Origin of the sequence: Citrobacter sp. CK181 (assembly GCF_030333595.1) — a bacterium.
Classification (GTDB): Bacteria; Pseudomonadota; Gammaproteobacteria; order Enterobacterales; family Enterobacteriaceae; genus Citrobacter_B; species Citrobacter_B koseri.
In genome coordinates this window covers 405,498-423,657 of record NZ_JAOWFN010000006.1, presented here as the reverse complement: position 1 = coordinate 423,657, position 18,160 = coordinate 405,498, and the positions used below count along the sequence as shown (strand labels likewise).

Sequence of the window (18,160 nt, the reverse complement as noted above, 5' to 3'; positions counted from 1 at the left end):
GAGAATGCTAGAACATGTATGCCAGCTTGCACGGAATGCGGGCGATGCCATTATGCAGGTCTACGATGGAATCAAACCGATTGAAATCACCAACAAGCAGGATGATTCTCCGGTTACTGCGGCGGATATTGCCGCCCACGCGGTGATACTGGAAGGGTTACAGGCGCTGACGCCGGATATCCCGGTTTTGTCGGAAGAAGATCCGCCCTCCTGGGATGTGCGCCAGCACTGGCAGCGCTACTGGCTGGTTGACCCGTTAGACGGCACCAAAGAGTTCATCAAACGTAACGGCGAGTTTACCGTCAATATTGCGCTGATTGATAAAGGTAAACCGGTTCTGGGCGTGGTCTACGCGCCCGTCATGAAAGTGATGTACAGCGCTGCGGAAGGAAAAGCCTGGAAAGAAGAGTGCGGCGTACGTAAACGGATTCAGGTGCGCGACGCGCGACCGCCGCTGGTGGTGATTAGCCGCTCCCATGCCGACAACGAGCTGCAAGAGTACCTGCAACAGCTGGGCGAGCATCAGACGACCTCCATCGGCTCATCGCTGAAGTTTTGTCTGGTGGCGGAAGGGCAGGCGCAGCTGTATCCGCGCTTTGGGCCGACCTGCGTCTGGGACACTGCCGCAGGCCATGCCGTTGCCGCTGCGGCCGGGGCGCACGTTCACAACTGGCAGGGGAAACCCCTGGACTATACCCCGCGTGAATCGTTCCTTAACCCCGGCTTCCGGGTCTCTATCTATTAATTATTCAGCAACTTATGCAGCAGGGCGATCACCTGCTGCACCTCTGCCGGGCTTAACCCGCCGTCTTTGGCATACTGAATACGCCCGTCTTTATCGAGCACCACAATGGCGGAGCTCTCTTCTTCAAGCTGCCATGCCTTACGCGCCACGCCATTGCTGTCGACAATAAATTGTGACCACGGATAAAGTTTTTTATTGCTCTCGATGCTGCTGCGCACAAACATGCTGGTGCCCGGAATCGCGTCGTCGGTGTTGACGATAGTGGTCGTCTGGTAGCGGTCATGCGGGAGATTCGCGGATTTAATCGCTTCTATCAGCGCGGCGTTTTTCTCTTTCGCTGCCGTTCGTCCGGCGATGTGCTGCAACACCCGAACTTTCCCGGGGAGCTGCGCGCTATTCCAGCTTTTGTAGCTAAACTTGTTGTTATCAAGAATCAGTTCGCCGCGATCGGCGATCCCAATCGGTGATACGCGCTGATGGGTTTCAAAGTTATGCGCGGAGGCCATCATCGGCAGTAACAGGCACGACAGCGCCAGCAGTTTACGTAAGGTCATGGGGTTTCCTTCTTTATTTTTTGCAGGTGATCCGACCACTTGGGTCTGAGGTTTAATCATATGTGCGAATGATGCTTTTTCCCGCAAGCGTGATGCCAGTTTGCGGACGGGCGCACAAATCCTGCGAAAAATGAAGACTTATACTGAAGACAGCGAATCGGTGAATAGATAATTCTGAATAACTGTAATGAAAAGGTAAATAAACTTATACACACTGGAAACATCGTAGAGATAGTCTATAGTCATATGGCATTAAAATTTGCGCCTTAGAACAGCTGGGCCGAATGTGGCACCGCAAAGGCGTAACGCTCAGCAGGAGATAACAATGAAAATTTTCCAACGGTACAACCCGCTACAGGTGGCGAAGTACGTGAAGATCCTGTTCCGTGGACGGTTATATATCAAGGACGTTGGCGCTTTTGAGTTTGATAAGGGCAAGATTCTTATCCCAAAAGTGAAGGATAAGCAGCATTTGTCTGTGATGTCCGAAGTTAACCGTCAGGTTCTGCGTCTGCAAACTGAGATGGCTTAACCAAAGTGCTATGCAGTAGTTTAAAGTAGTATAAAAAAACGGCTCCCAATGGGAGCCGTTGATGTTTCCAGGGCCGGGCATTTATGCCGGGCCTTCTTCTTTCTCTTTGCTATCCGGCAGTTTAGGGACCAGGATGCTGGTTTTGGTGTCGAGGCGCGTTACCAGTAGCTGATCGATACGGTAGTTGTCGATATCCACCACCTCAAATTTATAACCCGAGAACTTCACCGAGTCGGTGCGTTTCGGGATTTTACGCAGCATAAACATCATAAAGCCGCCGATGGTCTCGTAGTTGCCGGACTGCGGGAACTCGTCGATATCCAGCACGCGCATGACGTCGTCAATCGGCGTTCCGCCGTCGATCAGCCAGGAGTTTTCATCGCGCGCCACGATTTGTTCTTCCAGACCCTGGCCGACCAGGTCGCCCATCAGCGTGGTCATCACGTCGTTCAGCGTGATAATCCCGACCACCAGCGCGTATTCGTTCATGATCACCGCGAAGTCTTCCCCCGCCGTCTTAAAGCTTTCCAGCGCTTCAGAGAGGGTCAGGGTGTCCGGCACGATTAATGTGTTGCGGATCTGCACGCCGCTGTTAAGCGCCATACTCTGGTTTGCCAGAACGCGGTTGAGCAGATCTTTAGAATCAACGTAGCCGATGATGTGGTCGATATCTTCATTACACACCAGGAATTTTGAGTGCGGATGCTCCGCGACTTTATTTTTCAGGCTTTGCTCATCTTCGTGCAGATCGAACCAGATGATGTTTTCACGCGATGTCATGGAAGACGGCACGGTACGTGATTCCAGCTCAAACACGTTTTCAATCAGCTCGTGTTCCTGCTTACGCAGCACGCCAGCAAGCGCCCCGGCTTCCACGACGGCGTAAATATCGTCCGAGGTGATATCGTCTTTACGCACCATCGGGATTTTAAACAGGCGGAAAATGCTGTTTGCCAGGCCGTTGAAGAACCACACTAAGGGGCGGAAAACGAACAGGCAGAAGCGCATCGGGTTGATGATACGCAAAGCCACGGCTTCTGGCGCAATCATACCGATGCGTTTCGGGGTTAAATCGGCGAACAGGATGAACATACCGGTAACTAACGAGAAGGAGAGCACGAAGCTTAACTGCTCGGAGAGTTCTGGCGACATATAGTTCGAGAACAACGAATGAAAGGCCGGAGAGAATGCGGCATCGCCGACGATACCGCCCAGAATGGCGACAGCGTTAAGGCCAATTTGCACCACGGTAAAAAACGTCCCGGGGTTTTCCTGCATTTTCAGGATGCGTTGCGCATTGATGTTGCCTTCATCAGCCAGCAACTTGAGTTTTATCTTTCGTGAAGCGGCAAGCGAGATCTCGGATATCGAGAAGAACGCACTCACAGCGATCAGGCAGAGTATAATTAAAATACTGTTTAACATATCTTATCCGACCGTTCAGGTCAGATCCTCGGAAGGGGAAGTTGATAAATCCGTGTGATATACACATTGAAAACCGGCCCGAAGGATGTGGGCCGGTAATTTCAGTCGCTAGTATAGCGTAAGGAACTGTAAAGCCGCCAGAGGCGCTGAATTAACCTTGCGGCGGTAAGCACACGCCGATCCCGCCAATGCCGCAATAGCCATACGGATTCTTGTGCAGATACTGCTGGTGATCGTCCTCGGCATAGTAAAACGGGGTGGCGGTGTTGATCTCGGTGGTGATGTGGCGATCGTCGTTTGCCGCAGTCATCGCGCTCTGGAAACGCGCCAGGCTGGCATGTGCGGCGGCGTTCTGCTCTGGCGTTAACGGATAAATCGCCGAGCGGTACTGCGTTCCGTGATCGTTGCCCTGCTGCATACCTTGCGCCGGATCGTGATTTTCCCAGAAGACCTGCAACAATTGTTCATAGCTGATAACCTGCGGATCGTAGACGACGCGTACCGCTTCGGCGTGGCCGGTTTGCCCGGAGCAGACTTCCCGATAGGTTGGGTTTGGCGTATAGCCGCCGGTGTATCCCGCTGCGGTGCTGTAAACGCCGGGTAATTGCCAGAACAAACGCTCGACGCCCCAGAAGCAACCCATGGCGAAGAGGGCAATTTCCATCCCTTCGGGCACGTTTGTCATTGAGTGTCCGTTTACCGCATGTAAAGTTGCCACTGGCATCGGGGTATTGCGTCCAGGTAGGGCATCTGCTTGTGAAACAAGATGCTTTTTATCAAATAAACTCATGGGCCATTCTCCCGAAATCAGTAATTGGGGTTAAGGTTGTAACGAGACGCGTCTTTGCACACAATAGTTACAGTGAATGCGTCTAGAGTAAACATAAGAAATATTTGGGTTGTCGTCTGTTTTTCAATCCCGGTTGTTGGGTTTTTGTTAAGCCGTGGAGCGGCATTGTGATTTCCTTCCAGGGGTGGGAATAAGGGATATTCAGGAGAAAACGTGCCATATATCCGTCAGTTATGCTGGGTTAGCTTACTGTGCTTAAGCGGTTCTGCCGTAGCCGCAAACGTCCGTTTACAGGTCGAGGGGTTATCGGGCGAGCTGGAAAAAAACGTTCGTGCGCAGTTGTCTACGATTCAAAGTGATGAAGTGACGCCGGACCGGCGTTTTCGCGCGCGCGTTGATGATGCCATCCGCGAAGGATTAAAAGCGCTGGGCTACTACGAGCCGACCATTGATTTTGAGCTGCGCCCGCCGCCGGAGAAGGGGCGTCAGGTCTTGCTCGCCAAAGTGACGCCAGGCGAACCGGTTCGCATCGGCGGAACAGAAGTGATTTTACGCGGCGGCGCGCGTACCGACAGGGATTATCTGGATTTGCTGAAAACGCGTCCGGCCATCGGAACCGTGCTGAATCATGGCGACTATGACGGCTTCAAAAAGTCATTAACCAGCGTGGCGCTACGTAAAGGCTATTTCGACAGTGAATTTAATAAAAGCCAGTTAGGCGTGTCGCTCGATCGTCATCAGGCGTTCTGGGACATCGATTACAACAGCGGCGAGCGCTATCGCTTTGGCCAGGTCACTTTCGAAGGTTCGCAGATTCGCGACGAGTATCTGCAAAACCTGATCCCGTTCAAAGAGGGAGATTACTACCAGTCGAAAGACCTGGCGGAACTGAACCGCCGTCTGTCGGCCACCGGCTGGTTTAACTCGGTCGTCGTCGCGCCTGAATTTGATAAAGCGCGCGAAACCAAAGTATTGCCGCTGCACGGCGTCATGTCTCCACGTACTGAAAACACCATTGAAACGGGCGTCGGCTACTCTACCGACGTCGGGCCGCGTGTGAAGGCGACGTGGAAAAAACCGTGGATGAACTCCTACGGCCACAGCCTGACCACCAGCGCCAGTATCTCCGCCCCGGAGCAGCAGGTCGATTTCAGCTATAAAATGCCGCTCTTAAAGAACCCGCTGGAACAATACTATCTGGTTCAGGGGGGGATTAAGCGCACCGATCTCAACGACACCGAAGCGGACTCCTCCACGCTTGCCGTTTCCCGCTACTGGGACCTTTCCAGCGGCTGGCAGCGCGCCATCAATCTGCGCTGGAGCCTCGACCACTTTACGCAGGGTAACGTCACCAACACCACCATGCTGCTCTATCCGGGCGTGATGATCAGCCGTACCCGATCGCGCGGCGGCCTGATGCCGACGTGGGGGGATTCCCAGCGTTATTCCATCGATTACTCGAACACCGCCTGGGGTTCGGACGTGGATTTCTCGGTATTTCAGGCGCAAAACGTCTGGATTCGCTCGCTGTACGATCGCCATCGCTTCGTGATGCGCGGCAATCTGGGTTGGATTGAGACCGGCGATTTCGACAAAGTGCCGCCGGATTTGCGTTTCTTCGCCGGTGGCGATCGCAGTATTCGCGGTTATAAATACAAATCTATCTCGCCGGAAGACAGCGACGGCAACCTGAAAGGGGCGTCGAAGCTGGTGACGGGCTCGCTGGAATACCAGTACAACGTGACCGGAAAATGGTGGGGGGCGATGTTCGTCGACAGCGGCGAAGCCGTCAGCGATATCCGTAAGAGCGACTTTAAAACCGGCGCCGGGGTTGGCGTGCGTTGGCAGTCTCCGGTCGGGCCGATCAAGCTCGATTTTGCCGTGCCGGTTGGTGACAAAGACGAACACGGTTTACAGTTTTACATCGGTCTGGGGCCTGAATTATGAGTTTATGGAAGAAAATAAGCCTCGGCGTACTGATTTTTATTCTGCTGCTGCTGGGAACCGTGGCGTTCCTGGTGGGCACCACGACGGGGCTGCATCTGGTCTTTAACGCGGCGAACCGCTGGGTGCCGGGGCTGGAGATAGGTCAGGTAACTGGCGGCTGGCGTGACCTGTCGCTGAAAAATATTCGTTACGATCAGCCCGGCGTGGCGGTGAATGCCGGTGAAATCCACCTGGCGGTGAAACTCGGCTGCCTGTGGGACAGCAGCCTGTGTGTTAACGATCTGTCGTTGAAGGACATCAACGTCGCCATCGACAGCAAAAAAATGCCGCCTTCCGAACCGGTGGAGGAAGAAGAGGACAGCGGGCCGCTGAATCTTTCCACGCCGTATCCCATCACGCTTTCGCGCGTGGCGCTCAGCAATATCAATCTCAAAATTGATGATACGACCGTCTCGGTGATGGATTTCACCTCCGGCCTTAACTGGCAGGAGAAAACCCTGACTCTGAAGCCAACTTCGCTACAGGGACTGCTAATCGCGTTGCCAAAAGTGGCGGAAGTGGCGCAGGAAGAGGTGGTTGAACCGAAGATTGACCATCCCCAGCCGGATGAGAAGCCGCTTGGCGAGACGCTGAAAGATCTGTTCTCAAAGCCCGTGTTGCCGGAGATGGCCGATGTGAATCTGCCGCTCAACCTTAATATTGAGGAGTTTAAGGGCGAACAACTGCGCGTGACGGGCGATACTGACCTGACGGTGCGCAACATGCTGCTGAAAGTCAGCAGCATCGACGGCAATATGAAACTGGATGCGCTGGATATCGACGCCAACCAGGGCACCGTCAATGCGACCGGAACGGCGCAGTTGACCAACTCGTGGCCGGTGGATATCACCCTCAACAGCACGCTGAATATCGATCCGCTGAAAGGCGAAAAGGTGAAGCTGAAGGTAGGCGGCGCGCTGCGTGAACAGCTGGAGATCGGCATTAACCTCTCCGGGCCGGTGGATATGGATCTGCGCGCCCAGACGCGCCTCGCCGAGGCTGGGTTGCCGCTGAACGTCGAAGTGGCAAGCCGCCAGGTTTACTGGCCGTTTACCGGCGACAAGCAGTTCCAGGCCGACGATATCAAACTCAAACTTACCGGCAAGATGACCGACTACACGTTGTCGATGCGCACGGCGGTGAAAGGGCAGGACATTCCGCCCGCCACCATTACCCTGGATGCGAAAGGCAACGAACAGCAGATCAATCTCGATAAGCTCACCGTGGCGGCGCTGGAAGGGAAAACCGAGCTGAAAGCGCTGGTCGACTGGCAGCAGGCGATCAGCTGGCGCGGCGAACTGACGCTGGACGGCATCAACACGGCGAAAGAGATCCCGGACTGGCCTTCTACGCTTAATGGCCTGATCAAAACCCGGGGAAGCCTCTATGGCGGCAGCTGGCAGATGGATGTGCCTGAGCTGAAACTGACCGGTAACGTGAAGCAGAACAAGGTCAATGTTAACGGCTCTCTGAAGGGTAACAGCTACATGCAGTGGATCATTCCGGGTCTGCATCTGGAGCTGGGACGCAATAGCGCCGATGTGAAAGGCGAACTGGGCATTAAGGATCTCAATCTCGACGCCACGATTGATGCGCCGAATCTGGATAACGCGCTGCCGGGGCTGGGCGGTACCGCCAAAGGGCTGGTGAAGGTTCGTGGTACGGTCGATGCGCCGCAGCTGCTGGCGGATATCAACGCGCGCGGATTACGCTGGCAGGAGCTGTCGGTGGCGCAGGTGCGTGTGGAAGGGGACATCAAATCCACCGACCAGATCGCCGGGAATCTTGACGTTCGCGTTGAGCGGATTACGCAGCCGGACGTCAATATCAACCTCGTCACCCTGAATGCCAAAGGCAGCGAAAAGCAGCATGAACTGCAACTGCGGATTCAGGGCGAGCCGGTCTCCGGGCAGCTTGCGCTTGCGGGTAGTTTTGACCGTAAAGAAGCGCGCTGGAAAGGCACGCTCAGCAATACGCGCTTCCAGACGCCGGTGGGGCCGTGGTCGCTGACGCGCGCCATTGCGCTGGATTACCGTAACCAGGAACAGAAAATCAGCATCGGGCCGCACTGCTGGACGAACCCGAATGCGGAGCTGTGCGTACCGCAAACAATCGATGCCGGGGCAGAAGGACGGGCGGTGGTGAATCTCAACCGTTTCGATCTGGCGATGCTGAAGCCGTTTATGCCGGATGCCACGCAGGCCAGCGGCGTCTTTAGCGGGAAAGCGGATGTCGCGTGGGACACCACCAAAGAGGGGCTGCCGCAAGGGCAGGTCACGCTGTCGGGTCGTAACGTGAAGGTAACGCAACGGGTCAATGACGCGCCGTTACCGGTGGCTTTCGACACGCTGAACCTGAATGCCGATCTGCACAATAACCGGGCGCAGTTAGGCTGGATGATCCGTCTGACCAATAACGGCCAGTTCGACGGGCAGGTACAGATAACCGACCCGCAAGGGCGGCGTAATATTGGCGGTAACGTCAATATCCGCAACTTCAACCTGGCGATGGTCAACCCTGTCTTCTCGCGCGGCGAAAAAGCGGCGGGCATGTTGAACGCAAACCTGCGTCTGGGGGGCGACGTGCAAAGCCCACAGATGTTTGGTCAGCTACAGCTGAGCGGCCTGGATGTGGATGGCAACTTTATGCCGTTTGATATGCAGCCAAGCCAACTGGCGATGAATTTCAACGGTACGCGCTCAACTCTGCAAGGCGTGGTGCGCACGCAGCAGGGGCAAATTAATCTGAGCGGCGACGCCGACTGGAGCCAGATAGATAACTGGCGCGCCCGCGTGGCGGCGAAAGGCAGCCGCGTGCGTATCACCGTGCCGCCGATGGTGCGGCTGGATGTTTCCCCGGATGTGGTCTTTGAGGCGACGCCGAGCCTGTTCACGCTGGATGGACGTGTGGATGTGCCGTGGGCGCGTATCGTGGTGCATGAACTGCCGGAAAGCGCGGTAGGCGTCTCCAGCGATGAAGTCATGCTCAATAACGATCTACAGCCTGAAAATCCGCAGAGCGCGTCGATTCCGATCAACAGCAACCTGATTGTCCACGTAGGGAACAACGTCCGCATGGATGCGTTTGGCCTGAAAGCGCGTCTGACCGGCGACCTGAAAGTTGCGCAGGATAAACAGGGACTGGGGCTTAACGGGCAGATCAATATTCCTGACGGGCGCTTCCATGCGTATGGTCAGGATCTGATCGTGCGTAAGGGGGAACTGCTGTTCTCTGGCCCGCCGGATCAGCCACTGCTCAACATCGAGGCGATTCGTAATCCTGAATCGACGGAGAACGACGTCATTGCCGGGGTGCGCGTGACCGGCACCGCAGATGAGCCGAAAGCGGAAATCTTCTCCGACCCGGCGATGTCCCAGCAGGAGGCGCTATCTTACCTGCTGCGCGGCCAGGGGCTGGAGAGCGATCAGAGCGACAGTGCGGCGATGACCTCAATGCTTGTTGGTCTGGGGGTTGCACAAAGTGGTCAGGTTGTGGGTAAAATCGGGGAGACATTTGGCGTAAGCAATCTGGCGCTGGACACGCAAGGGGTGGGCGACTCATCCCAGGTTGTGGTCAGCGGATATGTGCTGCCAGGTCTGCAAGTGAAATATGGTGTGGGTATATTTGACTCTTTGGCGACGCTCACGTTACGTTATCGCCTGATGCCTAAGCTATATCTGGAAGCAGTGTCTGGCGTAGATCAGGCACTTGATTTGCTCTATCAGTTCGAGTTTTAGCAATGCGAATATTTGTTTACGGCAGTTTACGACGCAAACAGGGCAACAGCCACTGGATGACCAACGCCCAGTTGCTGGGCGATTACAGTATCGATAACTACCAGTTGTATAGCCTGGGCCACTATCCAGGCGCAGTTCCGGGAAACGGATCGGTACACGGTGAAGTTTATCGTATTGATAACGCCACGCTGGCCGAACTTGATGCCTTGCGCACCAGGGGCGGCGAATATGCACGCCAGTTAATCCAGACACCGTACGGAAGCGCATGGATGTATGTGTACCAACGTCCGGTCGAAGGGTTAACGCTGATTGAAAGCGGTAACTGGTTAGACAGAGACCAGTGCTGATAAAAAAACACGCCACCTTCGGGTGGCGTTGTTTTATGTGGTGCCATAATCATGCTGCGGATGCTTGATGGCGCTGCGTCCTTCACCACCGCCACTGGAGGTGGCTTAGGATGGATAAAAAAAAGACCCTCAATAAATGAGGATCTCCAATAGTGACGTTGGCCTTAACGCGAAAACGAACTTATTTCTTCGCTGCGCGCTCGAAGGAAGCAACGATTTCAGCTTTAGCCGCTTCAGCGTTGTCCCAGCCGTCAACTTTCACCCATTTGCCTTTTTCGAGGTCTTTGTAGTGCTCGAAGAAGTGCGTGATCTGCGCTTTCAGCAGTTCCGGCAGGTCGTTCACGTCGTTGATGTGATCGTATTCTTTGCTCAGTTTGGTGTGCGGTACGGCAACCAGCTTCGCATCTTCACCGGATTCGTCGGTCATTTTCAGAACGCCAACCGGACGGCAACGGATCACAGCACCCGGTTGCAGCGGATACGGCGTCGGGACCAGAACATCTACCGGATCGCCATCCAGAGACAGGGTGTTGTTGATGTAGCCGTAGTTGCACGGATAGAACATCGCGGTGGACATGAAGCGGTCAACGAACAGTGCGCCGCTCTCTTTGTCAACTTCGTATTTGATCGGATCTGCGTTAGCCGGGATCTCAATAACAACGTAGATATCTTCCGGCAGATCTTTACCCGCAGGGACGTTGAGTAAGCTCATGTCTGTTTCCTTTAAATATATATGGCAAACAAGTGGCGAGTATTATAGCCAACTCGCGCTGAAAGTCTCCGCTTGTTTTCGTCTTCTTTCCCCTCCGGCTGCGATTTTCAGACGGTTTACGTGACAGGAAAATCCATAACAACAGCTGCTTTTTTCATAGGCGAATGAAAGCGATTACAAAGTTGTGATTAACCTTTTATTTACTTTTTTGAAGTGTGATGTAACGCAATCCGTTACATCACCTATTGTCTATAGTTTTCCTCGCGAATGCTTTTCACCCAACAATAACCTGGGCTACGAGGACATCATTATGTGGAAGCGCTTACTTTTAGTCACAGCAGTTTCGGCAGCCATGTCGTCTATGGCAATGGCCGCCCCCTTAACCGTAGGATTTTCGCAGGTCGGCTCTGAGTCCGGCTGGCGCGCCGCCGAAACCAACGTGGCGAAGAGCGAGGCCGAAAAACGCGGCATCACGCTGAAAATTGCCGACGGTCAGCAAAAACAGGAAAACCAGATTAAAGCCGTACGCTCATTTGTCGCTCAGGGCGTGGACGCCATCTTTATTGCGCCAGTGGTCGCGACAGGCTGGGAACCGGTCTTAAAAGAAGCCAAAGATGCGGAAATTCCGGTCTTTCTGCTCGACCGCTCCATTGATGTTAAAGACAAATCGCTCTATATGACCACCGTCACCGCCGACAACGTGCTGGAAGGCAGATTGATCGGCGACTGGCTGGTAAAAGAGGTGGATGGCAAGCCGTGTAACGTTGTTGAGCTGCAAGGCACCGTTGGGGCCAGCGTGGCGATCGACCGTAAGAAAGGGTTTGCCGAAGCCATCGCCAAAGCGCCAAACATCAAAATCATCCGCTCTCAGTCTGGCGACTTTACCCGTAGTAAAGGGAAAGAGGTGATGGAGAGCTTTATCAAAGCGGAAAACAACGGCAAAAACATCTGCATGGTTTACGCCCATAACGACGACATGGTGATCGGCGCGATCCAGGCGATTAAAGAAGCGGGTCTGAAGCCGGGCAAAGATATTCTGACGGGCTCTATCGACGGCGTGCCGGATATCTATAAAGCGATGATTGATGGCGAAGCCAATGCCAGCGTTGAACTGACGCCGAACATGGCCGGGCCCGCTTTCGATGCGCTGGAGAAATACAAAAAAGACGGCACGATGCCTGAGAAGCTGACCATCACCAAATCGACGCTGTACCTGCCTGACACCGCAAAAGAAGAGTTAGAGAAGAAGAAAAACATGGGCTACTGATTTTGCTGTTGGTCTTCTGTAGGCCGGATAAGGCGTTACGCCGCCATCCGGCATTTATTGCCTGATGGCGCTGCGCTTATCGGGCCTACGGAAAGGCCGTGCTTTCGAACCGGAGGAATGCCATGACCATCGACCAAAATCAGGAAATCCTCCGTACCGAGGGACTCAGTAAATTCTTTCCCGGCGTTAAGGCGCTGGATAACGTCGATTTTAGCCTGCGCCGGGGCGAAATCATGGCGCTGCTCGGGGAAAACGGGGCGGGAAAATCAACGCTGATTAAAGCATTAACCGGCGTATACCATGCCGATCGCGGCACTATCTGGCTGGAAGGTCAGGCGATTTCACCGAAGAATACCGCGCATGCCCAGCAACTGGGGATCGGAACCGTCTACCAGGAGGTTAACCTTCTGCCCAATATGTCGGTGGCGGATAACCTGTTTATCGGTCGTGAGCCCCGGCGTTTTGGCCTGCTGCGGCGCAAAGAAATGGAGAAACGCGCTACAGAATTGATGGCCTCTTACGGCTTTTCGCTGGATGTGCGTGAGCCGCTCAACCGCTTTTCCGTTGCAATGCAGCAGATTGTCGCTATCTGCCGGGCCATCGATCTCTCCGCGAAAGTCCTGATCCTCGACGAACCCACCGCCAGCCTCGACACCCAGGAAGTTGAGATGCTGTTTGGCCTGATGCGCCATCTGCGCGATCGCGGCGTCAGCCTGATCTTTGTTACGCACTTTCTCGATCAGGTTTATCAGGTGAGCGATCGGATCACCGTGTTACGCAACGGCAGCTTTGTCGGCTGCCGCGAAACCCGCGAGCTTCCACAGATCGAACTGGTGAAAATGATGCTGGGGCGCGAACTGGAGACCCATGCGCTACAGCGGGCGGGGCGCACCTTGCTGAGCGATAAACCGGTGGCTGCCTTTAAAGATTATGGCAGGAAGGGCACCATCTCGCCGTTCAGCCTGGAAGTCCGCCCCGGCGAGATCGTCGGTCTGGCAGGGCTGTTGGGATCGGGGCGTACCGAAACCGCAGAGGTGATCTTCGGCATCAAACCGGCCGACAGCGGCAGTGCGATGATCAAAGGTAAGCCGCAAACCCTGCGATCGCCGCATCAGGCTTCATGCCTTGGGATCGGCTTTTGCCCGGAAGACAGGAAAACGGACGGCATTATTGCCGCCGCATCGGTACGGGAAAATATCATTCTGGCGCTACAGGCGCAGCGAGGCTGGCTGCGGCCGATTTCCCGCAGAGAACAGCAGGAGATTGCCGAGCGTTTTATCCGCCAGTTGGGTATTCGTACCCCCAGTGCGGAACAGCCGATTGAATTTCTCTCCGGCGGCAATCAGCAAAAAGTGTTGCTGTCGCGCTGGTTGCTGACCAAACCGCAGTTCCTGATTCTGGATGAACCGACACGCGGCATCGACGTTGGGGCGCATGCGGAGATCATCCGCCTGATCGAAACGCTGTGTGCGGACGGGCTGGCGCTGCTGGTCATCTCCTCTGAACTGGAGGAACTGGTGGGCTATGCCGATCGGGTGATCATCATGCGCGATCGTAAACAGGTGGCGGAGATCCCGCTGGCGGAACTGTCCGTTCCGGCGATCATGAACGCCATTGCGGCGTAAGGAGAATAGTGTGATGCCTCAGTCTCTCCCGCAAACCACACCGCCGAAGCGACGTTTTCGCTGGCCGACAGGTATGCCGCAGATCGTGGCATTGCTGCTGGTGCTGTTGGTGGACAGCCTGGTGGCGCCGCATTTCTGGCAGGTGATTTTGCAGGACGGCCGCCTGTTCGGCAGCCCGATTGACATTCTTAACCGCGCGGCTCCCGTTGCGCTGCTGGCGATTGGGATGACGCTGGTGATCGCCACTGGCGGTATCGATCTCTCCGTCGGGGCGGTAATGGCGATTGCCGGGGCGACCACTGCCGCCATGACGGTGGCCGGGCACAGCTTACCGGTGGTGCTGCTCGCGGCGCTGGGAACAGGCGTACTGGCGGGCTTGTGGAATGGTATTCTGGTGGCGATCCTTAAAATTCAGCCGTTTGTCGCCACGCTCATTCTGATGGTGGCTGGACGTGGCGTGGCGCAACTCATCACCTCCGGGCAGATCGTCACCTTTAACTCACCCAACTTATCGTGGTTCGGCAGCGGTTCGCTGCTGCTGTTTCCGACGCCCGTGATTATCGCGCTGCTTACCCTGGTGGTGTTCTGGCTGCTGACCCGTAAAACGGCGCTGGGGATGTTCATTGAAGCGGTGGGGATCAACATTCGGGCGGCGAAAAATGCCGGGGTGAACACCCGCATTATCGTCATGCTCACCTATGTTCTGAGCGGCCTGTGTGCGGCGATTGCGGGCATCATCATCACGGCGGATATTCGCGGCGCGGACGCCAACAACGCCGGACTCTGGCTGGAGCTGGACGCTATTCTGGCCGTGGTTATTGGCGGCGGCTCGCTGATGGGCGGGCGCTTTAACCTGCTGCTGTCGGTCGTGGGCGCATTGATTATCCAGGGGATGAATACCGGCATCCTGCTGTCAGGCTTTCCGCCGGAGATGAACCAGGTCGTCAAAGCCATCGTGGTGTTATGTGTGCTGATTGTGCAGTCGCAGCGCTTTATCAGTCTGATAAAAGGAGTGCGTGGTCGTGATAAAACGTAACTTACCGTTGATGATCACCCTCGGGGTTTTTGTGCTGGGCTACCTCTATTGCCTGACGCAGTTCCCCGGTTTCGCCTCAACCCGGGTTATCTGCAACATCCTGACCGATAACGCTTTCCTCGGGATTATCGCGGTTGGCATGACCTTCGTGATCCTCTCCGGCGGCATCGATCTGTCCGTGGGATCGGTGATCGCGTTTACCGGCGTTTTTCTGGCGAAGGCCATTGGCTACTGGGGGATCTCGCCGCTGCTGGCCTTCCCGCTGGTACTGGCGATGGGCTGTGCGTTCGGGGCATTTATGGGGCTGCTGATTGATGCGCTGAAGATTCCGGCGTTTATCATTACGCTGGCGGGGATGTTCTTCCTGCGTGGCGTCAGTTATCTGGTGTCTGAGGAGTCGATCCCGATTAACCACCCGATTTACGATACGCTCTCCAGCCTGGCGTGGAAAATCCCCGGCGGCGGGCGTCTGAGCGCAATGGGGCTGCTGATGCTGGCGGTGGTGGTGATCGGTATTTTCCTCGCCCACCGTACGCGGTTTGGTAATCAGGTTTACGCCATTGGCGGAAATGCGGCGTCGGCGAACCTGATGGGGATTTCGACGCGCAGCACCACCATCCGTATTTATATGCTCTCCACCGGGCTTGCGACGCTGGCGGGTATTGTTTTCTCCATTTATACCCAGGCCGGTTATGCGCTGGCGGGCGTTGGCGTTGAGCTGGATGCCATCGCATCGGTGGTGATTGGCGGTACGTTGCTGAGCGGGGGCGTGGGGACGGTGTTAGGTACGCTGTTCGGCGTGGCGATCCAGGGGCTGATCCAGACCTATATTAACTTCGATGGCACGCTGAGTTCCTGGTGGACGAAGATCGCTATCGGGATTTTGTTGTTTATTTTTATTGCCTTGCAGCGTGGTCTGACGGTGCTGTGGGAGAATCGCCAGAGCTCTCCGGTTACGCGTGTCAACACAGCCGCAACACCGAAGTAACATATTGAATTTCCTGAAACGTATAAACTTTTTCCGGTTGTAGTCGATAGATTCTATATCCCTACAACCGGAAAGATAACGATGCCAAAATCCCTCTCTATTCGTACAAGTTTACTGGTTTTACTGTCTTTACTTACCCTGCTCCTGTTGCTGACGGGCGGTATGGGGCTCTACGCCTCCACCCGTATTATCACTTCCTGGGTCTATTATGGGGTGATGACGGGGGCGACGCTGGCCGCCATCGGCCTGCTGGCGCTGGTATGGCTGATGTTGCGTAATAAGCTCCTGAAACCTCTTGATAATGTTGTTGAGCAACTGGAGCGTCTGGCGACAGGGGATTTATCGCCGACGGTAAGCCGTTTTGCCAGCTCTGAATTTAACCGTCTGAATACCGCCCTTGAAGAGATGCGTGCGGCGCTGAGTGAATCCGTGGTACGCGTTCGTGACGCCAGCACGCAAATTGATACCGGCAGCCGTGAACTGACGGCGGGCAACCTGCATCTGGCGCAACGCACGGAGTCTACGGCCACCTCGCTGGAACAGACAGCCGCCAGCATGGAAGAGCTGACTGCGACGGTGAAACTGAACGCTGAAAATGCCGATCAGGCGCACCAACTGGCGAAATCAGTCTCGGACACCGCCGATCGCGGCAGCGAGATGGTGTGCTATGTCATTGAGAAAATGCGTGATATTTCCGGTAGCTCTGACCGTATCGCCGATATTCTCGGCGTAATTGACGGCATCGCTTTCCAGACCAATATTCTGGCGCTGAATGCCTCCGTTGAAGCGGCGCGCGCCGGTGAACAGGGGCGCGGTTTTGCGGTGGTTGCCGGTGAGGTGCGTAATCTCGCCAGCCGCAGCGCCGATGCCGCGAAAGAGATCCGCGCGCTCATCAGCGACTCGCAAACGCATGTCGGAGAGGGCAGCGATCTGGCGATGCAGGCCGGTGAAACGATGGATGAGATTGCGACAGAAGTGATGCGCATGACCAAACTGATGCGTGAGATTGCCAGTGCTTCTCAGGAACAGAGCCGGGGCATTGAGCAGGTGAATATCGCGGTCAGTCAGATGGATGAAACCGCACAGCAGAACGCGGCGCTGGTACAGCAATCTTCCGCAGCCACCCGTTCGCTGGAAGAGCAGTCCCATGCGCTGCTGGAGGCGATGGCCGTATTTAAGCTACAGGCAGCGTAACCGAACGTAGGCCGGATAAGGCGAAGCCGCCACCAGGCAATAAATTGCCGGATGGCAACGCTGCGCGTTTTATCCGGCCTACATCCGTGCGATTAATGATAATTATGCGTCCGGGAACTCGCGGATGAAGCGTTCTACGTCTTCCACCATATGATCGGTGCCGACGAAGAACGGACGGCGCTGGTGCAGGCTTTCCGGCGTAATATCCAGAATGCGCTCTTTACCGTCGCTCGCTTTGCCGCCCGCCTGCTCAGCCAGGAAGGCCATCGGGTTGCATTCGTACAGCAGACGCAGTTTCCCTTCCGGGTGGCTGGCGGTGCTCGGGTAGAGGTAGATCCCGCCTTTCAGCAGGTTGCGGTGGAAATCCGCCACCAGGGAGCCAATATAGCGCGAGGTGTACGGGCGATTCGTGGACTTGTCCTCTTCCTGGCAGAACTTAATGTACTTCTTCACGCCATTCGGGAATTTGATGTAGTTGCCTTCGTTAATGGAGTAGGTGTTGCCCTTCTCCGGGAAGCGCATACGCTCCTGGCACAGGCAGAAAACGCCCAGCGACGGATCGTAGGTGAAGGCGTGTACGCCGCAGCCGGTGGTGTAAACCAGCATGGTTGAAGAGCCGTAGACCACATAACCCGCAGCCACCTGCTTGTTGCCCGGTTGCAGGAAATCTTCTTCCGTCACCGGCGTGCCGACAGGCGTTACGCGGCGGTAGATAGAGAAAATAGTACCGACAGAGACGTTAACATCGATGTTGGACGAGCCATCCAGTGGGTCCATCAGCACCACGTATTTCGCGTGTTCGCAGCCTTCAAAGACGACAATTTCATCTTCTTCTTCAGAGGCGATGCCCGCCACAATATCGCGCGCCTTCAGTGCAGCTTTCAGTTTTTCGTTCGCGAACAGGTCGAGTTTCTGCTGAACCTCGCCCTGCACGTTCTCAGCACCGCTGGCACCCAGGATATCGACCAGACCGGCCTTGTTGATATCGCGGTGGATGATCTTGGCGCCCAGCTTTATTGCCGACAACAAAGCAGTGAGTTCACCGGTAGCATGAGAGAACTCGTGCTGCTTTTCGACAATAAATTCACCTAACGTTTTCATAACACTTTCCCTGCAATTGATATGGAGTAAAGCGACCGTAACAATCTTAACAAATATTTCAGCGGCCGCGCTCAGGTGAATCGCGCCAGCAAAGTACGGAATATCCTGAAATGCGTTTCTC

The 18,160-nt window shown here is 55.3% G+C and carries 15 protein-coding genes; 10 read left to right on the top strand and 5 right to left on the bottom strand.

What is annotated here, in order from left to right; genetic code table 11:
• The first annotated feature begins 4 nt into the window (after positions 1-4).
• The gene (gene cysQ, locus OGW17_RS02465) at positions 5-745 is read left to right on the top strand and encodes a 3'(2'),5'-bisphosphate nucleotidase CysQ (protein ID WP_047459424.1); all 741 of its coding nucleotides are present in this window, start codon (positions 5-7) and stop codon (positions 743-745) included.
• Here the strand turns inward: cysQ and OGW17_RS02460 are convergent.
• Positions 742-1,299: a YtfJ family protein gene (locus OGW17_RS02460; protein WP_071257359.1), complete on the bottom strand. Its 558-nt coding sequence runs from the start codon at positions 1,297-1,299 to the stop codon at positions 742-744. The two genes, cysQ and OGW17_RS02460, sit on opposite strands and share 4 nt — an antisense overlap.
• Positions 1,300-1,624: 325 nt before the next feature.
• Here OGW17_RS02460 and OGW17_RS02455 point away from each other — a divergent pair, with 325 nt between their 5' ends.
• Entirely contained in the window at positions 1,625-1,831 is a 207-nt protein-coding gene (locus tag OGW17_RS02455) for a DUF1107 domain-containing protein (RefSeq protein WP_004857160.1), read from the top strand.
• 81 nt (positions 1,832-1,912) lie between these two features.
• Here the strand turns inward: OGW17_RS02455 and paeA are convergent, their stop codons facing one another.
• On the bottom strand, positions 1,913-3,256 hold the full coding sequence (gene paeA, locus OGW17_RS02450; protein WP_012134390.1) for a polyamine export protein PaeA: 1,344 nt from the start codon (positions 3,254-3,256) through the stop codon (positions 1,913-1,915).
• Between the two features lie 151 nt (positions 3,257-3,407).
• On the bottom strand, positions 3,408-4,046 hold the full coding sequence (gene msrA, locus OGW17_RS02445) for a peptide-methionine (S)-S-oxide reductase MsrA (protein ID WP_024130782.1): 639 nt from the start codon (positions 4,044-4,046) through the stop codon (positions 3,408-3,410).
• A 213-nt stretch (positions 4,047-4,259) separates the two neighbouring features.
• On the opposite strand from msrA, the gene tamA reads away from it, so the two are divergent.
• Genes tamA through OGW17_RS02430 form a run of 3 tightly spaced genes read left to right on the top strand, consistent with a single transcriptional unit; the run spans position 4,260 to position 10,116 of the window.
• Positions 4,260-5,993, top strand: a complete 1,734-nt coding sequence (tamA, locus tag OGW17_RS02440; protein WP_012134388.1) for an autotransporter assembly complex protein TamA — start codon at positions 4,260-4,262, stop codon at positions 5,991-5,993.
• Entirely contained in the window at positions 5,990-9,769 is a 3,780-nt protein-coding gene (tamB, locus tag OGW17_RS02435) for an autotransporter assembly complex protein TamB (RefSeq protein ID WP_071257361.1), read from the top strand. The genes tamA and tamB overlap by 4 nt, the downstream gene beginning before the upstream one ends.
• Before the next feature lie 2 nt (positions 9,770-9,771).
• On the top strand, positions 9,772-10,116 hold the full coding sequence (locus tag OGW17_RS02430) for a gamma-glutamylcyclotransferase family protein (RefSeq protein WP_012134386.1): 345 nt from the start codon (positions 9,772-9,774) through the stop codon (positions 10,114-10,116).
• 181 nt (positions 10,117-10,297) lie between these two features.
• Here OGW17_RS02430 and ppa read toward each other — a convergent pair whose 3' ends face one another.
• The gene (gene ppa, locus OGW17_RS02425; protein ID WP_012134382.1) at positions 10,298-10,828 is read right to left on the bottom strand and encodes an inorganic diphosphatase; all 531 of its coding nucleotides are present in this window, start codon (positions 10,826-10,828) and stop codon (positions 10,298-10,300) included.
• A gap of 310 nt (positions 10,829-11,138) precedes the next feature.
• Here ppa and ytfQ point away from each other — a divergent pair, with 310 nt between their 5' ends.
• From ytfQ to OGW17_RS02400, 5 genes are all read left to right on the top strand, one after another.
• Positions 11,139-12,095 carry a galactofuranose ABC transporter substrate-binding protein YtfQ gene (gene ytfQ / locus OGW17_RS02420; RefSeq protein WP_012134381.1) on the top strand — a complete coding sequence of 319 codons (957 nt, stop codon included), beginning with the start codon at positions 11,139-11,141 and terminating at the stop codon, positions 12,093-12,095.
• Positions 12,096-12,217: 122 nt separating this feature from the next.
• Positions 12,218-13,720: a galactofuranose ABC transporter, ATP-binding protein YtfR gene (gene ytfR, locus OGW17_RS02415; protein WP_058668471.1), complete on the top strand. Its 1,503-nt coding sequence runs from the start codon at positions 12,218-12,220 to the stop codon at positions 13,718-13,720.
• A gap of 13 nt (positions 13,721-13,733) precedes the next feature.
• Entirely contained in the window at positions 13,734-14,756 is a 1,023-nt protein-coding gene (gene ytfT / locus OGW17_RS02410; RefSeq protein WP_024130780.1) for a galactofuranose ABC transporter, ATP-binding protein YtfT, read from the top strand.
• Positions 14,743-15,744, top strand: coding sequence for a galactofuranose ABC transporter, permease protein YjfF (gene yjfF / locus OGW17_RS02405; protein WP_024130779.1), 1,002 nt, complete (start codon positions 14,743-14,745; stop codon positions 15,742-15,744). The genes ytfT and yjfF overlap by 14 nt, the downstream gene beginning before the upstream one ends.
• 81 nt (positions 15,745-15,825) lie before the next feature.
• Positions 15,826-16,938 carry a methyl-accepting chemotaxis protein gene (locus OGW17_RS02400; protein ID WP_080750335.1) on the top strand — a complete coding sequence of 371 codons (1,113 nt, stop codon included), beginning with the start codon at positions 15,826-15,828 and terminating at the stop codon, positions 16,936-16,938.
• A gap of 102 nt (positions 16,939-17,040) precedes the next feature.
• Here OGW17_RS02400 and fbp read toward each other — a convergent pair whose 3' ends face one another.
• Positions 17,041-18,039: a class 1 fructose-bisphosphatase gene (gene fbp, locus OGW17_RS02395; RefSeq protein ID WP_024130778.1), complete on the bottom strand. Its 999-nt coding sequence runs from the start codon at positions 18,037-18,039 to the stop codon at positions 17,041-17,043.
• Positions 18,040-18,160 lie beyond the last annotated feature (121 nt).